Raw genomic sequence first — 18,056 nt, 5'->3', positions numbered from 1 at the left:
GCCGTGCTCCGGACACCCTCCGACGAAGAACTGCTGGCGCTCAAGGGCCGGCGCATACCTCTCGTTGAGCTCCTGACCTGTTTCAACACCCGGTTCCGCAACGACCAGGCCATCCTGCACATCGAGCAGAAGCTGAAGGACGTCGGTCTCGCGACCCTGCCGTACTTCGCCACCTGCAGCAGCCAGTCCGAGATCCACATCGTTGCCCAGGAATCCGCAGCAGGGGACCAGGGGGACGGCGCGGACGAGGAGCAGGAGGACGAGGCGGGGCTGCTGCCCGGCGCGATGCCGCAGCAGCCCTTCCGGATCGGCGACCTGCCGTGCGCACACGCCGGAGTCGACTCGGTCACGCCTGCCTCGGACCTCACCGAGGCGACGTACATCATGCACACGAAGAACTACTCCCAGGTCCCGGTCCTGGAGGACCAGTACACGGTGGCAGGTGTCGTCACCTGGCGCTCGGTGGCCAAGATGTACGCCACGGGCGCGGAAGCGGCACTGGCCAACGCGATAGTGGAGGACCCGCCGGTCGCGCACGCACACGACGACTTCTTCGCCATGCTCGCCAACGTCTGCGAGCACGGATACGTGCTGGTCCGGGCCCACAACGGGCGCATCAGCGGCATCGTCACCGCTGCGGACATCACCCAGCGCTTCGACGCGACCGCATGGCCGTTCTTCGTGGTGGGCGAGATCGAGTTCCGGCTCCGCAAGTGCCTCGGCGCGAAGATGAGTGAGGACGCCATCCGTGCCGTGCAGCACAACGACAGGAAGACGGGAAAGATCGCGGACCTCATGTTCGGCCAGTACGTGATGCTGCTCGACGGCGATCAGCGCAACAAGCAGGGACACCGCAAAGAGGCGCTGTGCGCCGCGGCCGACCAGAACTGGCAGACCCTGGGCTGGACCGGGGTGAACCGCGTCCAGTTCGTGCACCAGCTCGACCGGGTGCGCAGCATCCGCAACCAGATCGCGCACTTCGACCCGGAGCCGCTGTCGGCGCAGCGGAGCGAAGAGCTTCGCCAGTTCGCGGGGTTGCTGCGCCAGCTCACCTGACGCATGGTGCAGTCGGTCCTGGGACACCCCGGCACCGACTGCACCGTTTCCCTCAGCTCAACTCGAACTGGTCCCGCAGCAGTCCGGTGTGCAGCCGCAGGGTCCGCCCGTCCGGCAGCGTCTCCAGCACCTGGACACCATCGTGATTGAGCAGCTGCCGCAGCACGGCGGCGAAGCCGTCCGCCGGCCGGTTCGCGGGCAGTCCGACGCGCTGGGCGAGGGCAGTCATCGGCAGGGTGCCGCCCGCGTCCAGCAGAGCGTGTACGGCCTTTTCCACCCGGGCAAGGTCCGGTTTGCGGGCGAGCAACTGCACCTGTGCCGTGAAAACCTCGGACTTCAGGAGGGCGTCGACCAAGGCATCACCCGGAGACACAGGGGTTACGGACAACAGAGCGCCGTCCTCGGATCCCGAAGGAACCAGCGCCACGTCGAACAGCGCCTCGTGGCTCTTGGCGAGTTCCGCCTCGTTCTTGGTCTTCTTGGGCGGCTTCTTCGGTACCGGCGCCGAGACCGCGGCGGCTTGGGCCCGCGGTGGCTGCTCCTCCCCTCGCGGGACCAGTGACCACCAGCTCGGCTGCTGGTTCCCCAGCTCCCGCCAGCCGCTCGGCGGCTTCGCACCGAAGGGCAGGAAGGCCAGTACCGGGATGGCGAACTCGGCCAGGGACGCGCCGCCGTGATAGCCGGCCTTGCGAGACGTGTAGCGGGTGTCGGCGTCCCAGAGGGCGACGATCTCGCTCTCCGGTGCCGGGTCGAGAACCCGGGGGCCCGTCAGCGCGATTTCCTGCTCGACGAGCGGACCTCCGGTGCCGCGGTGCCGCGCGGACCGCACATCCTCAGCGTCCACCCGAGCCGACCGTCGATCGATGACGTGGCCGTGGTCGCTGGTGAGGATCACCGCTCGGCCCTGGTCCGCGGCAGACCGAAGCAGCGCTCGCAGCCCTCCTATGTCGGACAGTCGCCAGGCACCGTCACCGAGTTTCTGCTCGGAGGCCAGCCGGTCGTCCACGGTGTTGAGGACCACCGCCACATGCGTACGGTCGCCGACGAGCGCCTCGTGCAGTTCGGGCCCGAACGGCTCACCACTGGTGTCGGCGCGCAGATCTTCCTTGTGGAAGAGCGCCACGTCCTCTCCGCCCCAGAAGCGGTGAGCGGGGAACAGCCTCTTCTCGTCGGCCTGCGTGCCCTTCATCAGCCGTGCTGCGAAGAGCGAGGTCCGCGACACGGAGGTGACCGTGGGGAGCGCGGCTGCCATCGCGCGGCGCCGCGGAGTGTCCTTCGCTCCGGGCAGCGGGTCGTACTCGGCCCAGTGGTCGCGCAGTTGCTCGCCGAGCTCGGCGGCGATCGCTGCGCTCATCCCGTCGAGCACGAGGAGCAGCACTCTGCGCTCTCCGGCCTTCACGACCGGGGCGACGACCTCGGGGAGGAACGTCTCCACGGTCGGCATCGAGCCGGGACCACGGTCGGTCGCCGCCCGGGCGGCGAGCACCTGGGCGAAGTGCCGGTCGATCTCGCGTCGGCGGTCGCGCGCCGAGGCGCACAGAGCGTCGTACGCGGACCGGAGCGCCGGATCGGGATCGCCCCCGGACTCGATGTGCTCCAGTGCCAGGTCCACCCAGCCCGTCTCGGTGACGTGACGGGCGATGGCATCCGCCACCGTGCGGGTCTCTACCGGCGGGTCGGTCGCGAGCCAACGTGCCAGCCGCTGCGCCATGCGCGCCCGCTCGATACGGACGCTGTAGTCGGGATCCCGGGCGAGCCGGTGTCGGCCGAGGGCCTTCACCGCGGCTGTGATCCGCTCGGGGCCGCCGCTCGACAGCGCCTCGCCGACAGCGGTGAAGCGTGCTTCAAGTCCTGCCGCCAGTACGGGACTCGTCCCTGCAGCCCGCTCCGCCCCGAACTGGCGCGCAAGGGCGGCCGCCCGGTCGAGAACGAACCCGGTCAGCCGCCGGGCCTCCGCCGCCGTTTCGTCACTGTCCGACCGTCCCGTCAGCAGCAGGGCGGAGACGAACTCCTCACAGGACCGCCCGAAGGCCGCAGCGAGGGCGTCCAGATGCTCACCCTCGGCGGGCGGCTCCTCTCCGAACCAGCGCTCGGCCCGCCCCCGGGCCCGGTAGTCCTCCGCGTCCGCAACGGCGTCGGCGGGCCCCCACAGAGCCGCGCAGACCAGTCCGAACGCGACGGCGTCCGGCCCGTGTTCCGCCGTCACGAGGGCGAGCAGGGCCTGTCCCGCGCGCCCGGCCTGCTCCTCTTCGCCGAGGAACTGCACGAGCCCGGCTCGCTCGGGCGCTCGCAGCGCCAGGAGCCGTTCCGGGCCGCCAGGTACGAGAGACCATCGCAGCAGGGTGTGGATGTCCAGTTCGTCACCGGCTCCCGCCGCGGAGCGGGAGATTTCGGCGTCCGGGTCGTAGCGGCCGATTCCCAGCCTGCGCAGGGCGAGCGAGGTCAGTGCCTCGCGCCGCGACAGGACACCGCCCGCCAGCTTCGGCCATCCGCCGTGCGGCGGAGCGGCGTCCAGGAGTGCCTCGGCAGCCCAGTTCTCCTCGAACAGCCGGTGGTCGGAGGCGCCGGCACCGAAAGCCTCCCGTACGACGTCCCAGGTGTCGACGGCGTTGACCCGCTGCCGGTGCACCTTGGCCAGCAGGTCGGGCCCGAGTTCCGCCTCCTCGCGGTCGGTGAGTATCACCAGCACGTCGGGCCCGGTGGCCGACGGCTTCTGGTGTGCCAGGAGCAGCTCGTACACGCCGAGGGGAGAGGGCGCCGCCGCGACGGTGGCCCGCCGCTGCTCACCCCACGGCAGCTCGTTGGGGCCGTCCCAGGAGGGCGCGGCCCGCAGCAGCACGACCCTGCGCTTGTCCGGCTTGAGGCCGGGCTGCGACGCCAGGTACTGGGTGATGGTCGCGGCGTTGAGCCGTACCGCGCTGGTGGTGGTCACGGCCGCCGTACTCACTGTTGCCACACCCTCTCCGCCCGCTGCCTTCCGCTCATTCCACAACCCGCCAGCTGATCTCGATCTCCGCGTCCGGCTCGGCAGCCGTCAGTTCGGCCAGTTCGGCCTTCAACTCGGCCAGCGCACGGGAGGCCGTGGTCCGGCCCCCGCCCGAGCGGCGTCCCGCACGTCGTCCGCCGTCGGTGCCAGGGTGGGTGGAGGGCACAGGCGGCCGGCTGGCGTCGGTGCTCAGGCTGATCGCGTCGGGCTTGGTGAGAGGTTCGGCCGGCGTGGGCGCGGCGTATGCCCTACGCGGGTCGGCGGTGTGTGCCTGGCTGCGCTCGATGACGGCGACGATGGCGCGCCGTGCCTCCTTCAGCGCCTCCTTGAGGTCCTTGGTGCGCTGATCGACACGGGCTGCGCCGCGCAACTCCTCCAGCACCGCCTCACCCTGCGGCCCGTAGTTGGGCGCGAGCTTGAGCATGTCCCAGGCCGCGGTGGCCAAGGCAGCCGCGACGGGCTCGGCCTGCTTGATCGACGCACCGTAGCGGCTCGTCGGCACGTCGCCGAGATCGAAGCCGGCGAAGGCGGAGATGACCTGCTTCGCCGCCGCGGAACCGCCGCCCGCCCCCTGGTCCAGCCCGCGCAGTTCGTCCAGCAGGTCCCGGGCCCGCCGGGCGATCGCCAGTCGGCCGGCCTCGTCGGTGCCGTCCAGACCGAGCAGCGTCGCGTGCTTCTCCAACTGCGCCACCAGATCGGCCGCGTGCGGCTGGTACGTGCGGGCCCGCTCAGTGATCCGCCGGGCGAACTGCCCGACCATCCGGCCCCGGCGCAGCCTGGGCGGCTCCTCGCCGAAGATCTCCCAGTAGCGGCGCCCCGCCTCCTCCCAGACATGTTCCTCCGGCAGCGGCTGGGAACGCAGCGCGTCCTGCGGCTTGATCGCCGACAGCTCGGGCGAAGGGTCGAGCAGCGCACCGGCCCGTACCCAGACCCGGTCGTCCATCTCCGCGTACGACGCGATGACCAGATGGGCGAGGAACGGCTCCAGACCCATCGGCGCGGGACGGTCGATCCACTCGGTGAGCTGCACGACGCTGAGGTCACCGGGACCTGCCTCGCCGCGCGCCTGGAGGGCGAAGTGCTCCGGCCAGCGAGTGGAGAGCCGGAAGTACGCCTCCTTCTGCTGGCCGAGCCCCAGCGGCGCGGCGATGCGCCGCATGATCGGACGTTCCTTGGCCGGGATCTCGGCCTGCCGGTCACCGGCTTCCGCGGCGGCGCGGATGTGCCCGAACACGGTCCGTGCGTCGGCGAGTTTGACGACTGTGCCGGTGCCGTCCGGGTCGAAGTCCGGGTGTGCGGGGAACTGGTGGGCCAGCAGCTTGCCCGCCACGTGGCGGGCCGCGTCGTGCAGGGACTGCCCGATGGAGACGCGCAGCTCCGGCACGTCGGGCAGCGGCTCCAGGTGCTCGTTGAAGTCCGGGTTGACATCGCCCGGCTTCTTGGCCGCAAGGCCGTAAGCCTGCTTGAAGGCCGCCTTCACCGTCTTGGTGAGCGTCTCGCGCTGGTCTTCCAGCAGCGCCTTGGCGCGGGCCCGGTTGTCGGCGTTCAGGTGCTGCGCGTAGCTGGTGTCGAAGCGCCGCTGGTCGGCGAGGGCGTAGTGGATGACGACCAGCCGCTGGAAGTCCTGGAAGCGGGCAGCGGACAGGTGGGCGGGAATCCACCCCACGGTCCGTGGCCGGTTCCCGGGAAGCCGGCGGAGCTCGGCCATGCGGTTGGCGTCCTCGCGCGGTCCGTACTCGCCCTCGTCGTACGGCAGATCGATGATCATCCGCCACAGCCCGTCCTGGCTGGGCGCGAAGTCGTGGTCCTGCAGGTCGTCGTGGTCGGCGATGTTGCCGAAGATGACCTCCACCGTGCGGTTCGAGCCGCGCCAGACGAACTTCAGCTCGTCCGCGGTGAGCCGCTCCTGGAGGTCGATGCCCAGCTCTTCGGCGAGCAGTCGCTTGGCGAGGGAGCGGCGGTTGGCCCGGTTGTTGTTGACGTTGGCATTGGCGATGACCGAATCCACGTCCACGCCGGCCAGCTCGAGCCGTACGCCCGGGTTGACCTTGGTGCCCGTGGGTTTGATCTCCGCGAAGCGCGCCGCCCACTCGTCGACCTTCGACTGGATCGCGCCGACCTCCGCGCCCGGGATGGGGGAGATGACCGAGCCGTGGTTGAGGGACGCGAGCCGCCGGATCGTCAGGTCCCGCAGCGCGGGCACACTGGGCGCCAGTGCGGACAGCAGGAGCGTGCACATCAGCCGGTCGTCGCCCACGAACGCCTTGCACCGCTGGACGAGCCCCTGATCGGTGACGGTCTCGCGGCGGTGGCGGTAGCGCTCGATGTCCTCCTCGGTGACGTCGTACATCGCGAGGAGGTAGGGCCGCAGCTTGGTGCGGTACAGCTTGTCCGCGGCCTGGAACTCCACCTTCAGACTGTCGACGAACGGCCGGTCGCCGCCGTCCGCGATGACCGGGTAGAGGTCGCCGAGCGGGATGAGCTGTTCCAGCGTCGCGTCGTCGCGATGGTCGGCCAGCAACTGGCCCATGAGCTTCAGACCGGTACGGGAGCGCTGCAGCGCCGACGAGATGTGAACCAGGGTGTCCATGAACGAAGGGGAGAAGGGATACGTCAGCCGGAACGACGCCTCGTCGGCACCGGTCGTCCCCTCGTCGGAGCCCAGCAGCACGTCCCACACCTGCGGTCCGACCCGCTTGATCTTCGCGAATGCCGCGTCGAGCTTGGCGGCGGCCTCCGCGTCCTTGGGCCTCAGGAGACGGGCGTGGGCGATCTGCGGGAGGTTGCGGTCCTCCAGCGTGATCTTGTCGAAGCGGCCGGACGCCAGGTTGAGACTGTCCTGGATCGCGGTCTCGGCCGCCCCGGAGACCTCCTGGCCGACCAGCTCCCGCAGGTCGCGCTGCCGTGCGATGAACGACACGATCGGGATGGCGCGGCGAGAGTCCGCGCCCTCCACGAAGTTGGTGATCTTGTCGGCTTCGCGGGAGACGAACTTCTGGTCGTGGATGCGGTTGGCGAGCCAGAGGATCAGCTCGTCCATGAACAGGATCAGCCCGTCGTACTTCAGCGACTTCGCATGCTCGGCGATGACGGCGAGGCCGGCGTCGAGCGAGATGAAGCCGTGCTCGTCCTCGGCGGCGTTCTTCGCGAAGCCGGGGAACCAGCTGGTGCTCGCGTCGTGCACCAGCTTGGCGCGCAGCTCGGCCGGGGTGGTCGGGTTGACCAGGTTGAGGTTGACCTCGGCGCCGTCCAGTTCCTCGGCGGTGAGGGCGGTGGCGAGGAGCGCCGGGGTCCAGGCGAAGGAGTCGCCCCACTCGTCGTCGGCATCGACGGTGTCTCCGTCGGCCGCGGCTCCGGCGAGCCCTTCGATGAACTTGTCGTCGCCCATACGATCCCGCAGCGCGCGGATGTCCGCGAAGAGGGAGTCGGTGCGGTAGACCTGCGGGGTGGGCGCATTGGGATGCAGCGCCTTGACGTGACTGACGTACCCGCCGAGCACCCGCTGCTCCAGGGACTTGGCCCCGAGCATGTGGTACGGCACGAGCAGGAATCGCTTCCCATCGGTGCTCAGCCATTCGTGCTTGGCCAGCACCGGATCGAAATCGGTCCGGGCGCGTGCGGCCTCGTCGCCCCGGAGCAGGGCGTGCAGCACGGCCATGAAGTGCGACTTACCGGAACCGAACGAGCCGTGCAGATACGCGGCCTTCGACGTCTGCCCGTCCAGCGCGGTCTTGATCAGGCTCAGCGCCTCGTCGAAGTTCTCGAGAAGGCGCTCGGTGACGACGTAGTCCCGCAGCGCCCGTTCAGCGCCCTCCGGGGTGACGGCCTCGGCCAGCTTCAGGACGAAGTCCGACGTGGAGATGGACGTCTTGATGTCGATGACATCGCGGAGGAGGGGGGCCGTGGCGGCGGTCGGGGCCATCTCTGTCTCGCGTCTCCTGTTTTCCGTCTACTACGTCTGCGTCCACAGGGCACCACGACGCGGCCCCCACGATGGGGACGGCGCGTGACGCTCAGCCCCGCACGCTGTCCCGGAAGTACCGTCCGCCGCTGTTCACACGGCTGCGGACGGTCTTCGATCGTATCGGGTGTGTCTGACACGGGCTGTGTGCGTGCAGAAGACGAGGGAGGGGAACGGTCGACCTCCGGTAAGGGGCTCACCGCAGTCCGTTCTTTCTCGCCCACTCGAGGAAACCGCCGTGGCCGCACGGGTAGCGTGCACCTGACGCCAGTAGCGCGTCGACCAGGGTGGACGCCACATATTCCGTTGCGCGGCCGTCCCGTACTGCCTCTGCGATCACCCGGAGCACGCCCCACACGGGCAGGCCCCCGGCGCACCACCCTGGGGGTGTCTCCAGCGGCCGCGGCGGGTTGGACACGAAGGGGTGGGCTGACGAGGGTGCTGGTGGGACGGTCGGCGTGAAGGTGCGCGCGGGCTGCCGTCGCATACGCGCCAGCCCGGCAACGCCCGGCGCCACCGAACACGGGGTGCTGGGTGCTCAACTCAGTAGGTGACTGCGGGTGGGGCCAGGGGAGCGATCTCCCTGTCGAAGAAATCGTGGAAGTCGTTCCCGCGCTCGTACAGCGCATCGAACCCGGCCGACGTTTCCCGGATCAGTGCTCGATCGGAGAAGCGATTGGCTCCCATCGCATTCCCGTCATCGTCGTAGAGCACCTCGTACATGGCGACGTCCCCGAGGATCACCACCTCCGGAACAGTGCGGTATTTTTCGACGTCCGAGATCTTGCGGGCATCGAGCACCTTGATGTTGTCGCCCAGCTCCACGCGCAGACGCAGGACGAACAGCTCCCATTGCACGTACGGGGTCACTGGGAACTCCACCACGCGAAGACGGCGCTCCAGAATGTTCAGTCGTGCCGCCTCACGGAATTGCCGTGCGTAGACATCGCGTTTCTCCTGGATGAGGGACACTGCACGGTCCCATTCTCCGCTGGCGAAGGCTTCCCAGCTGGCGAATCCGCGTTCTTTGAAGTTCTGTCCTCGTTCGAGCTTGTTCAATTGGCGAATTCCGCTCTCGTAGACCCGGCGGAAGTCCGCGTGATATGTGGGGCGATCCATGGGTTCGGAAACGCCACGCGGGAAGGAGTCAAACATTTGGGATGTCCGGTTTCGCAGCAATCAACATGTTCCTCGGGATGACCGCGAGTCGTTCGTCTGCTCCGATGGAGACCCCGGTCGGCAGTTTCCTGCCCAGGGACTCCGTAAGGTCCCGGCCGACGACGGCGATGTCCCCGTTCTCGAGTTCCCAGATGTCAGGGCAGTCGGGATTGTCGGTCGTGTTCCCCAACTCCTGCGGTGATTTCCCCAGCCGCCGCTTGAATGTCGTGGTCGGATCGGCTTCCCACGGCCTGGTCATGGCCATCGCCCCCTCGATTGGGCCAGAGTGCCTTCACTGTAGCGCTCAACGTATCGGCTTGACCACGTCATAAACGGACTTACTGAAGAGGGCGCCGGTAAACCCCTTGTTGTCCGTTCCGGGTCAAGAGTGCGACGATAAATGGTCACGAGACGACAAGGTACCAAACCGCAGCAGATGCAGGCTATTCGGTATACAGTCCGAAGATCCGCAAATTCTGGTCAGAGGGAACTATGGACCCGGAGACGGCCCTACTCGCGCAGAGCGCGGGAGTCACACTGGTCACATTGATGACAACTGACGCCTGGCATCGGACCCGAGACGGGATCACGCAACTGTGGCGCCGAATGCAGCCGCACCGTGCCGAGGCTGTCGCCGCCGAATTGGAAGCCACCCGCGAAGACGCCCTGGCGGCCGGAGAGGCCGACGACCAGGAGACGCTCAGCGAACTGCACCTGGAGTGGCAGGGGCGGCTCCGACGCCTGCTCGCCGCCCAGCCCGGCGCCGCTGCGGAACTCCGCACACTCCTTGGCGAACTTGAGCCGCAGGGCGCGACCGGCCCTGCGATCACGCAGCACGCCAGCGCGTCCGGCCAGGCCCGGATCTATCAGGCGGGGCGAGACCAGCACAACGCGGAGCGATGACAGGCGCGATGGACGGCCACGCCGAGGACCGTGGCCGTGTCTACCAAGCGTCGGGTGACCAGCACATCAGCGAACACCACCACTACGGCGATGAAGCGGCCGCGCCCAGCGGCCCCGACTCGGTTCGCCGTCCGGCGGTCGGTCGGCCTCCGATCGTTCTGCGCGACCGAGCCGAGGTGCTGGAACGTCTGCGAGAAAGCGTGCGGGCGGAGCGTGGCGGAGAGGTCTACGTTTTGTGTGGCATGGGCGGCTGCGGCAAGACCGCGGTCGCCTACACGTTCTTCCAGATGGCCACCAACGAGTGCGGCAGGGTGGGGCTGTGGGTCGGCGCTTCCGACCGTGCGAGCCTGCGCGCCGGCATGCTCGCCGTCGCCGCGGACCGAGGTGCCGGCGACGGCGAACTGCTGGCAGCCCGCAACGGACTTCGTCCTGCCGCCGATCTCGTCTGGCAGTACCTCGACCGCTCCGCTGAGCCCTGGCTGCTGGTACTCGACAACGCCGACCAACCCGAGATCCTCCGTGACGGCAGCTGGCTGCGCACCAGTCCACGCGGCACGGTCGTGGTGACCACACGCCGGTCGGCTGCCCGCTGGTGGCCGGGGGCAGAGCTGCAGCACATCGGCGTACTGCCGCGCGAGGACGCCGCGCTGGTGCTGCGCGACCTCGCCCCACACAGCGGTACACAGGAGGAGGCGGCACAGATCGCGGAACGGCTCGGCCGGTTGCCGCTCGCTCTCACGCTGGCAGGCGGCTTCCTTTCCCAACAGGTGCTCGATCCCTGGACGATGGAGACCTACGGGCGCCATCTCGACGAAGGGGAGCGAGTCGAGCTCATCGACCAGGGAGCCGATGCCTTGTCGGAGGAGGATCCACGGCACCTGGTCGGCCTGACGTGGCAACTGACACTCGACGCGTTCGAGGCCCGAGGCCTGTCCGAAGCGACCGCATTGCTGAGGCTGCTGGCTCGCTTCGCCCCCGAGCCACTGCCGTTGTCTCTGCTCAACCGGGCCGAGATCAGCGGTGTCCTTCCCCGCGCCCGTTGCGAAACCGCACTGAGAGCGCTGCTCGACCAATCGCTGACCGAACTGGTCGACGTCGGCGTGCGGTGCGCACTGAGCCACGGGGTACTGCTCGACAGTGTCGCGGCGGCGACACCGGCGGCACATGTGCCGGTTCTCGACACCACAGCCGTCCTGTTACTCGACGCGGCCGTCCCCAGCGTCCCCGACGCGGGCCCCTACGATCCGCTGCTCCGGCTGCTGGTGCCCCATGGGCTCGCCCTGTTGCGACGCGTCGGCGACCCGTCGACGCTGGCTGACGCACTGGCCGTGGTGACCCGGCTGTCCGTCGCACTGCACCGCACGGGAGACTACCTGTCCGCCTGGGAGACCGCCCGGGCCGCGGCGGACCTCGGCGAGCGGCAGCTCGGTGCGGAGCACCGTCTCGTGCTGGCCGCCCGCTCCAGGGCCGGCCGAGCGCTCTTCCGGCTGGGCAGGTACGCCGAGGCCGAGCTGCTGCTCGGGCGCGTCCGCGCGGCTCAGGAGCGACTGTTCGGGGCCGACGATCCCGACACCTTGGACAGCGGCCACGGCCTTCAGCTCGTGCTCGGAAACCTCGGGAGACGGGACGAGGCCATCTCGCTTGTCCGGTCCACGGTCGCCGGCCGGCGAAGGGCACTCGGCCCTGAGCACCCCCTGACGTTGCGCTCCCGCTCAAGCATGCTGGTCCTGCTGTCCGCCTCCGAAATCGTCGCTGAAGACGACGGCGTGCTGCTTTCCCTGCCCTCGGAATGCCTCCGGTTCCTCGGCCCCGATCACACGGTGACCTTGGGCGCCCACCACAACCACGCCTGGGCGCTGTACCTACTGGGCCGCTTCGACGAGGCCGACCAGGAGATACGGCTGGTCACCGAGGCATACCGGCGCCGCTTCGGCCCCGACTACCCGATCGCGCTCTCCGCCCAGCAGCTTCTCTCCCGAACCCAGGCCGCACGCGGCCACTTGGACGCCGGGATCGAGCTGCTGACGGATGTCGTGGCCAGGCGGGAACGCGGCCTCGGTTCCGACCATCCGTTCACGGTCGCCAGCCGGCAACTGCTGATCGATTTCACGTCGGGGCGATGGCGCCCGCCCGAGGTGTGACGGGCACGCATCTTGGCAGGTCGGGCGTAAGACCGGTCGCACTGAACATACTCAAGTGGACCATAGTATGGAGAATGCGAGTAACTGAGAGGTGGCGTTGCGTGACCAATGAGGGGTGGCTGGGAGCGCGGTAAAGGGCGGGCGGCGTGGTGGAAGCGGCTGCCCTCGCTGAGGACTTCTGGCGCCGCTGGGGTCAGCTCAGGTGGGTGATGAATGTGCGCCAGGCGTCGTGGGTGAAGGTGATCACTGGGCCGGTGGGGCGCTTGCTGTCGCGGACCGGTATGAGTGCGGGGATGCCGTCGACGATCTCGACGCAGTTGCCCTGCCCGCCGCTGTGGCTGCTGGCGCGCCATGCCGCTCCCGCGAGTACGGGGTCTATGTGATGGTCCTGGCTCATGCTCGGTACTCCTTGGCGATGCGGCGGATCAGCGTGAGTGATTCCGCCGGCGGCAGCGCTGTGGTGCGGGCGTCGTCGAAGAGGGTGCGGTAGTACGCGACCTCTGGTTCGCGCTCCATCCAGATGTTGCCGGTCGGGGTCTCCGTCAAGACGAGGTCGAGCGATGTCACCTGAGGAAAGCCCAGCAGCAGGTACGGGCCGAACATACCTGAGTGCGCACCGCGCGAGAACGGCAGTACCTGGACAGTGATGTTGGGGCGCTCCGCCATCATGGCGAGGTGCTCCAATTGGGTCTGCATCACTGTGGGGCCGCCTACGTGCTGACGGAGGACTCCTTCCGCCAGTACCGCCCAGAGCGACATCGGATCCTCGTCGGTGAGCCGTTGCTGCCGGGCGAGCCGCACCTGGACGAACTGATCGATCTGCTCAGGTGTCTTCCAGGCGCGTGAAGCGACGGTTACTGCGCGGCCGTACTCCGCTGTCTGAAGTAGCCCCGGGATCAACTGCACCTCGTAGGTCCGCACGCTGTCACAGATGGCCTCCAGCTCGATCTGATCGCGGTACGAGTCGCCCAGAACGGAGCCGTACTGGTGCCACCAGCCGTCGCGGCGGCGTCGGTTGGCTCGCTGTGCCATGGCTCCAAGGCGGCTACGCGTCTCCGGGTCCTCGACGCGATACGCATGCATCAGCGCGTTCAGATCCGGGGTGCGGACAGGTACGTGCCCGTTTTCCATGCGGCTGATCTTTCCTTTGGTGCAGTCGAGCACCTCGGCCGCTTCGGCCATGGACACACCTGCCGCCTCACGGAACTTGCGAAGTTCATCGCCGAGTTGGCGTCCGAGCACGGTGGACGGTTTGACAGTAGGCATGTGTGACTCCTACCAGAGGCCAGACCTGCAGGGTGTTGGGCTTACTCGAAAGAGTGAAACAAGGCTTACAGGCTCCATGCAATATTGCGCCGATTCATATGCTGCGGAACGCTGTGAGTGGATCGTCAGTAACTGACTCTGCAGCGCGAAGACTTGATCAGCAGCTATCGACCCTCAGGGGGCGCCATGGCAGAGAGCCCGAATTCGAACGAAGTCACGTTCCGGCTGTCCCGTTGCCGTCGGAGTGTGCCGAGATCCCGGGCGGCGTTACATGCGGTGCTCGGCGGTTGGGGCGTCAGCCAAGACGTCCTGGAGTCGGCGGAGTTGGTGCTCTCGGAGCTGGTGACCAACGCGCTGCGTGTACGCGTGCCGAGCGATCGGCAGGTGGGCGTACGAATCGCGCGATCCCTGGAGGACGGGCTGCTGCGGCTGGAAGTCAGCGACGCGGGCTCAGGCAGGCCTGATGTGCAGGCGCCTGGTGACGACGAGACCGGGGGGCGGGGGCTGTTGCTCGTGGAGGCGTTGGCTCACCGGTGGGGAGTGGACGAGCGTGCTGGTGGGATCGGGAAGACCGTGTGGGCCGAGCTGAAGGCGCCGGACATTGTGGCTGAGCCCGTCGGGCGGGAGGTCGCGGCGGTCATGGTGCGGCCTGGGCAGCGAGTGCGAGTGTTGGGTGAATGGCGCACTGCCCGTACGGTGCGCACTGAGCCGTACGCGGCTGGTGGACTCGCCGTTGTGCTCGGGCTGGACGAGGGCCCGGCGCTACGGGTACACGCGGCCGAACCGTTGACCGTGCGGGACGGTGGCGTGCCCTCCGTGCGGGAGAGCGGGGAGGGCACGCCGGGGTGATCAGCCCTTGGTTGGCTTCCCGGGACGCCACGCGCGCAAGTCGTCGTCAGTCAGGCCGTGTTCGCCCTGCTTGGTCGCCCGGTAGCCCGCGAAGAAGGCTGCGGGGGAGCCGCCGTACAGGGGATCGAACTCGTCGTGCCACTGGTTGAGCCAGGGCTGAAGTTCGAGGAGGCCGGCGAGTAGCGGGGTCATCTGCTCGTCGGACAGCTCGTCGTGGTTCGTGAAGTACGTACTGAGGGCCTGGGCCTGCTCACGGTGGTCCCAGCCCGCCCAGCCGAACAGGTCCGGGGTGCCGGAAATCGTGCCGGTGGCGTAGGAGATGAACCGCTCCTTCGGCACGTCCAGCTTCCCGCGGGCGCGCCAGTAGGACGGCTTGAGGAAGTCGGCCGATGTGTACTTGGGCGGTACGGGAATGGAGTCCCGGATCCTTCGCTTGGCGGGCTCGTCCGGGGCGGCGTCTTCCTGGCGCTGGAGATCCCAGACGTGCTCCCAGTCGGCGCGCTTCCTCAGGCCGGTGGGCTTGTAGCGCAGGGCGGCGAGGAAGGGGACGTGCTCGTTGGCCAGGAGATCCGCGACGACGGTCGCCAACTCCTTGCGAGGTGCGTACAACTCGGCGACGGAGACGAAGTCCTCGTCGAGGGAGAGAGCGGAGGTGAGCTGGGCGCGGGTGAGGATGGTGGGTTGGCCGTCCTGGAACCAGAGTTCGCGCGCCTCGATGCGGTCGAGCAGCCAGGAGCGCAGGGCCTTCTCCTGGAGCACGTCCCAACCTTCTGTCGCCCAGCGGCGCTTGTACTCGGGGCGCTCGACCATGCCGATGGCGCGGGACGACTCGATGACGTCGATGCGCTTCTGGACGGTGGCCTTGTACGAGTCCGACCAGTGGTTGGGAAGCTTGGTGATGGGGGTGGATGCATGCCGTTTGAACCACTCGTCGGATGCCTCACCTCTCTCAACTCGCCGAGCCAGCACGATCTCGAAGGCTCGTTCGCCGAGGGCGAGTTCTGGGACTTCGGACTCGGGAGCGCGGAGGTCTTCGGAGTGCAGGTTGTAGAGGGAGTAGACCTGCCAGTCGAGCTCCTCTTGGAGGGCGATCATCTGGGCGCGGATGGACTCCCAATTGGTGCGTGCTTCGCGGAGCCTGGCTGAAGTTGGAGTGCTGGCTGCGGCTACAGCGGATGGGGTGGTTGCGGTGAGGTGCTGTGCGAAGGCATCGAGGTTTACAGAAAGGGTGGTGGGGCAGTCGACGGGAATAGGGAGTTGCTGGAATTTGGCCCCGGTGAACTCATAGAATTGTTCCCACGGTTCAGTTTTAATGCCAGATTGATGCCCTTCGGTGCCCTTGCTGTGACTCATCATCTTGAGCCAGAAAGCTGCGGTAGAGCTATTTAGTAGTCCCAGGAGTTCTAGGTGCTGAGACTCGGTGGCTTCTTCGTTCAATTTAATCACTGGTGCCGACTGTTTGAAGATTCTGCCGCCTCGGTCCAGTAGGAAGTGATTGTGAGTCGAAACGATTGCGGCCGCAATTGACATTGGTACTCGATATCGCTCAGTAAAGAACATCGAATACTCGAACCATTGCAGTCCTCGCTCCACTTGGGTCTTGCCGAAAGCGACACGCTTCGCGAGCCATACTCTGTATGGCCACAAGGTGTGCTCGATGGCCGTAGGGGCTTCTGCGGTAAGCGTGTTATTAGAGTACGGCCAAATGGACACTACGGGATCCCAGGCCATGTAGTCTCGAATGTCGTTCCCGGCAATGATAGGCCGTTGATGGGCTGCGGAAATCCTGCGACGCTGGAGTGTGGCGAGACCAATCTCGTAGGCTTCGTGTTCCCGTGGTACTGCTCCAGTGCCGATGTCGTGAATCCTGTCGTGCAGGCGGGCGCATCTGGCTGATTCAATCTCTTCAACCATTTCGAGACCGCCAGCTGCCAATACCCACGGCTGCTTGCCGAAATAGCGGTGTCGCTCGAGGTCGTCTACAGATACCCACTGGCTTGCTGATCCTGGCCTGTCGATCTGATCGACGATGGCGTTCCAGACCAAGCCGAACTCGGCGTCCTCTGGGGTGGCTGGTTCGCCCTGCACGCTTCGCGCTGTGCGAATGCTTTCCGATCGACTACTTCCTGTGCGTCGTTTGCCGATGAGGATGACCGTTGGAGTTCCATGGCCTGGGATATAGGCGCCAGAGGTATCGATTACCTCGGTCAGTTCAACTTTGTGGGCAAAATATTCCTCGATTAGTTTTGTCCCGAACTCCCGCTTCATGAAAGAGTTTGCAGTGATCTGCCCTACCATGCCGTATCCATGGCCACTGGCATCTCCGGTTCTTGCGAGCTGGAAGAAGCGTTCGGCGAATGGCACAGACAAAGGGTATGGTCCCGCGCAAGACCTATACAATTCCCGGTACAGTGCATTTAGCTGCTTATCCTTGACTGTGATGTAGGGCGGATTCCCCACCACCACGTCATACCGTCCCTGCTCCAGGATCCCCGGGTGCTCGTCCACGTCCTCCGTGGTATATGTGAACTCTGCCAGCGGATCCGCGAACTCATCATCCCCCAGCGTCAGTTCAAGCTGCCGAGCCTTGATAAGCGAGTCGCCCACCGCCAGATGGACCGGCCAGTCGTACCGTCCAGCCTCCTCCAGCGTCCGCACCCCCGACACCGCCATCGCCGCCACTAGCAACCGGAACCGAGCAATAGCCACCGCGAACGGATTGATGTCCACCCCGTGCACGGAGTTCAACGCATCCCGCACCCGCTCATGCACATCACGCCCAGGCTCCCGTTCCGCCCAGAGCCGCACCATCCTCCTGAACGCGCCCAGCACGAAGTGCCCCGACCCGCACGTAGGGTCGATCATCTTCAGTTCACCGAACCGCCCGCCCAGCTCCCGGACCACCGGATTCATCGTCCGGTCGAGGATGAACTCCTCCACGAACTCCGGGGTCTGAAGCAGCGCGTACGTCTTCCGAGCTGCTTCCGAGAGATCCTGGTACAGGTCACCCAGGAACCGCGTGTCCCACCCCTTCGTCCCGTCCTCGTTCAGCGGGTCGGTGAAGTCATGGACCAGCTCACCGTCCTCCCGTCGCTCCCGCCAGAACTCCACCAGCGCCCGCGCCCCGTCGTGCGAGACCGGGATCTGATACAGCGGGTTGCGCCGCTTGTCGAACAGCAGCTTGCCGGCCTGCCCGGAGCCCAGCTCCGCGAACGCCCGCTCCAGCCACCCTCGGTATGTCGGGTCCTGCTCCTCCTCGACGTACTGCCTGTACCGGGCCTCCGCCAGATCCCGCCGCTCGGCGTCCGGGCCCGTGAGGTACGGCTCCGGGATCAGCCGGTTGTCCTCGCAGAACCGCACGAACACCGTGCCCAGCACCCACGCCACCGCGACCTGCGTGACCCGCTCGTCCAGCCACGCGCCCCAAGTCGCCCCCGTACGACCGAGCTTGAACGCCTGGTCGTACTCAGCCCGCAGCTTCCCAGCGACGGCCTCCGCCGCCCGTACCAGCTCGGCACGCTCCTCCGGCAGCTCGGCCAGCCGTTCCTCCAGCCAGGCCTCCCACTTGGGGCTCCCCTTGGGATCGGCCTTCTGCAGCTTCCCGTACTCCGTGCGCAGCGGCTTCAGGACGGTCTCGCCGTCCCGGACCTGCTGGCCGAGGTCGACCTCGACCGCCTTCACCTGCTTGATCAGGTCCGTCAGCAGTGCCTTGGACTTGCGGTCGATCACCTGGTCA

Annotated in this window: 11 protein-coding genes; 4 read left to right on the top strand and 7 right to left on the bottom strand. The window is 67.4% G+C overall.

Annotated features, from left to right (window positions below):
* Window positions 1-3 precede the first annotated feature (3 nt).
* Window positions 4-1,056, top strand: a complete 1,053-nt coding sequence (locus ACH4UM_RS05575; RefSeq protein ID WP_398173977.1) for a CBS domain-containing protein — start codon at window positions 4-6, stop codon at window positions 1,054-1,056.
* A gap of 52 nt (window positions 1,057-1,108) precedes the next feature.
* On the opposite strand, the gene pglZ is transcribed toward ACH4UM_RS05575, so the two are convergent.
* The 4 genes from pglZ to ACH4UM_RS05555 form a co-directional block, all read right to left on the bottom strand.
* Window positions 1,109-4,003 carry a BREX-2 system phosphatase PglZ gene (gene pglZ / locus ACH4UM_RS05570; protein ID WP_398175010.1) on the bottom strand — a complete coding sequence of 965 codons (2,895 nt, stop codon included), beginning with the start codon at window positions 4,001-4,003 and terminating at the stop codon, window positions 1,109-1,111.
* 34 nt (window positions 4,004-4,037) lie between these two features.
* The gene (locus tag ACH4UM_RS05565) at window positions 4,038-7,964 is read right to left on the bottom strand and encodes a phage resistance protein (RefSeq protein WP_398173974.1); all 3,927 of its coding nucleotides are present in this window, start codon (window positions 7,962-7,964) and stop codon (window positions 4,038-4,040) included.
* A gap of 582 nt (window positions 7,965-8,546) precedes the next feature.
* Window positions 8,547-9,158 carry a DUF6879 family protein gene (locus tag ACH4UM_RS05560; RefSeq protein WP_398173971.1) on the bottom strand — a complete coding sequence of 204 codons (612 nt, stop codon included), beginning with the start codon at window positions 9,156-9,158 and terminating at the stop codon, window positions 8,547-8,549.
* Complete coding sequence (locus ACH4UM_RS05555) at window positions 9,151-9,420, bottom strand: hypothetical protein (RefSeq protein WP_398173968.1); 270 nt, start codon at window positions 9,418-9,420, stop codon at window positions 9,151-9,153. Before ACH4UM_RS05555 ends, ACH4UM_RS05560 begins: the two co-directional genes overlap by 8 nt.
* A gap of 347 nt (window positions 9,421-9,767) precedes the next feature.
* Between ACH4UM_RS05555 and ACH4UM_RS05550 the strand changes: the two genes are divergently transcribed.
* Together ACH4UM_RS05550 and ACH4UM_RS05545 are read left to right on the top strand one after the other, a co-directional pair.
* The gene (locus tag ACH4UM_RS05550; protein ID WP_398173965.1) at window positions 9,768-10,064 is read left to right on the top strand and encodes a hypothetical protein; all 297 of its coding nucleotides are present in this window, start codon (window positions 9,768-9,770) and stop codon (window positions 10,062-10,064) included.
* Window positions 10,061-12,205, top strand: coding sequence for a tetratricopeptide repeat protein (locus ACH4UM_RS05545; RefSeq protein ID WP_398173962.1), 2,145 nt, complete (start codon window positions 10,061-10,063; stop codon window positions 12,203-12,205). The genes ACH4UM_RS05550 and ACH4UM_RS05545 overlap by 4 nt, the downstream gene beginning before the upstream one ends.
* Window positions 12,206-12,398: 193 nt before the next feature.
* Here ACH4UM_RS05545 and ACH4UM_RS05540 read toward each other — a convergent pair whose 3' ends face one another.
* Entirely contained in the window at window positions 12,399-12,602 is a 204-nt protein-coding gene (locus ACH4UM_RS05540; RefSeq protein WP_398173959.1) for a DUF397 domain-containing protein, read from the bottom strand.
* Window positions 12,599-13,471: a helix-turn-helix domain-containing protein gene (locus ACH4UM_RS05535; RefSeq protein WP_398173956.1), complete on the bottom strand. Its 873-nt coding sequence runs from the start codon at window positions 13,469-13,471 to the stop codon at window positions 12,599-12,601. The genes ACH4UM_RS05540 and ACH4UM_RS05535 overlap by 4 nt, the downstream gene beginning before the upstream one ends.
* 186 nt (window positions 13,472-13,657) lie before the next feature.
* On the opposite strand from ACH4UM_RS05535, the gene ACH4UM_RS05530 reads away from it, so the two are divergent.
* Entirely contained in the window at window positions 13,658-14,320 is a 663-nt protein-coding gene (locus tag ACH4UM_RS05530; protein ID WP_398173953.1) for an ATP-binding protein, read from the top strand.
* On the opposite strand, the gene pglX is transcribed toward ACH4UM_RS05530, so the two are convergent.
* Window positions 14,321-18,049 (bottom strand): BREX-2 system adenine-specific DNA-methyltransferase PglX, encoded by a 3,729-nt coding sequence (pglX, locus tag ACH4UM_RS05525; protein ID WP_398173950.1) that lies wholly within the window; start codon window positions 18,047-18,049, stop codon window positions 14,321-14,323. It lies immediately after the preceding gene.
* Between the last annotated feature and the right edge of the window lie 7 nt (window positions 18,050-18,056).

It is taken from the genome of Streptomyces sp. NPDC020801 (assembly GCF_044334385.1).
GTDB lineage: Bacteria > Actinomycetota > Actinomycetes > Streptomycetales > Streptomycetaceae > Streptomyces.
This window is presented reverse-complemented; position numbering and strand designations above follow the sequence as displayed.

Coding starts and splice junctions, on each gene's coding strand:
- ACH4UM_RS05565 (WP_398173974.1), bottom strand. CDS start 7,964: ATGGCCCCGACCGCCGCCACGGCCCCCCTCCTCCGCGATGTCATCGAC.
- ACH4UM_RS05560 (WP_398173971.1), bottom strand. CDS start 9,158: ATGTTTGACTCCTTCCCGCGTGGCGTTTCCGAACCCATGGATCGCCCC.
- ACH4UM_RS05555 (WP_398173968.1), bottom strand. CDS start 9,420: ATGACCAGGCCGTGGGAAGCCGATCCGACCACGACATTCAAGCGGCGG.
- ACH4UM_RS05550 (WP_398173965.1), top strand. CDS start 9,768: ATGCAGCCGCACCGTGCCGAGGCTGTCGCCGCCGAATTGGAAGCCACC.
- ACH4UM_RS05545 (WP_398173962.1), top strand. CDS start 10,061: ATGACAGGCGCGATGGACGGCCACGCCGAGGACCGTGGCCGTGTCTAC.
- ACH4UM_RS05540 (WP_398173959.1), bottom strand. CDS start 12,602: ATGAGCCAGGACCATCACATAGACCCCGTACTCGCGGGAGCGGCATGG.
- ACH4UM_RS05535 (WP_398173956.1), bottom strand. CDS start 13,471: ATGCCTACTGTCAAACCGTCCACCGTGCTCGGACGCCAACTCGGCGAT.
- ACH4UM_RS05530 (WP_398173953.1), top strand. CDS start 13,658: ATGGCAGAGAGCCCGAATTCGAACGAAGTCACGTTCCGGCTGTCCCGT.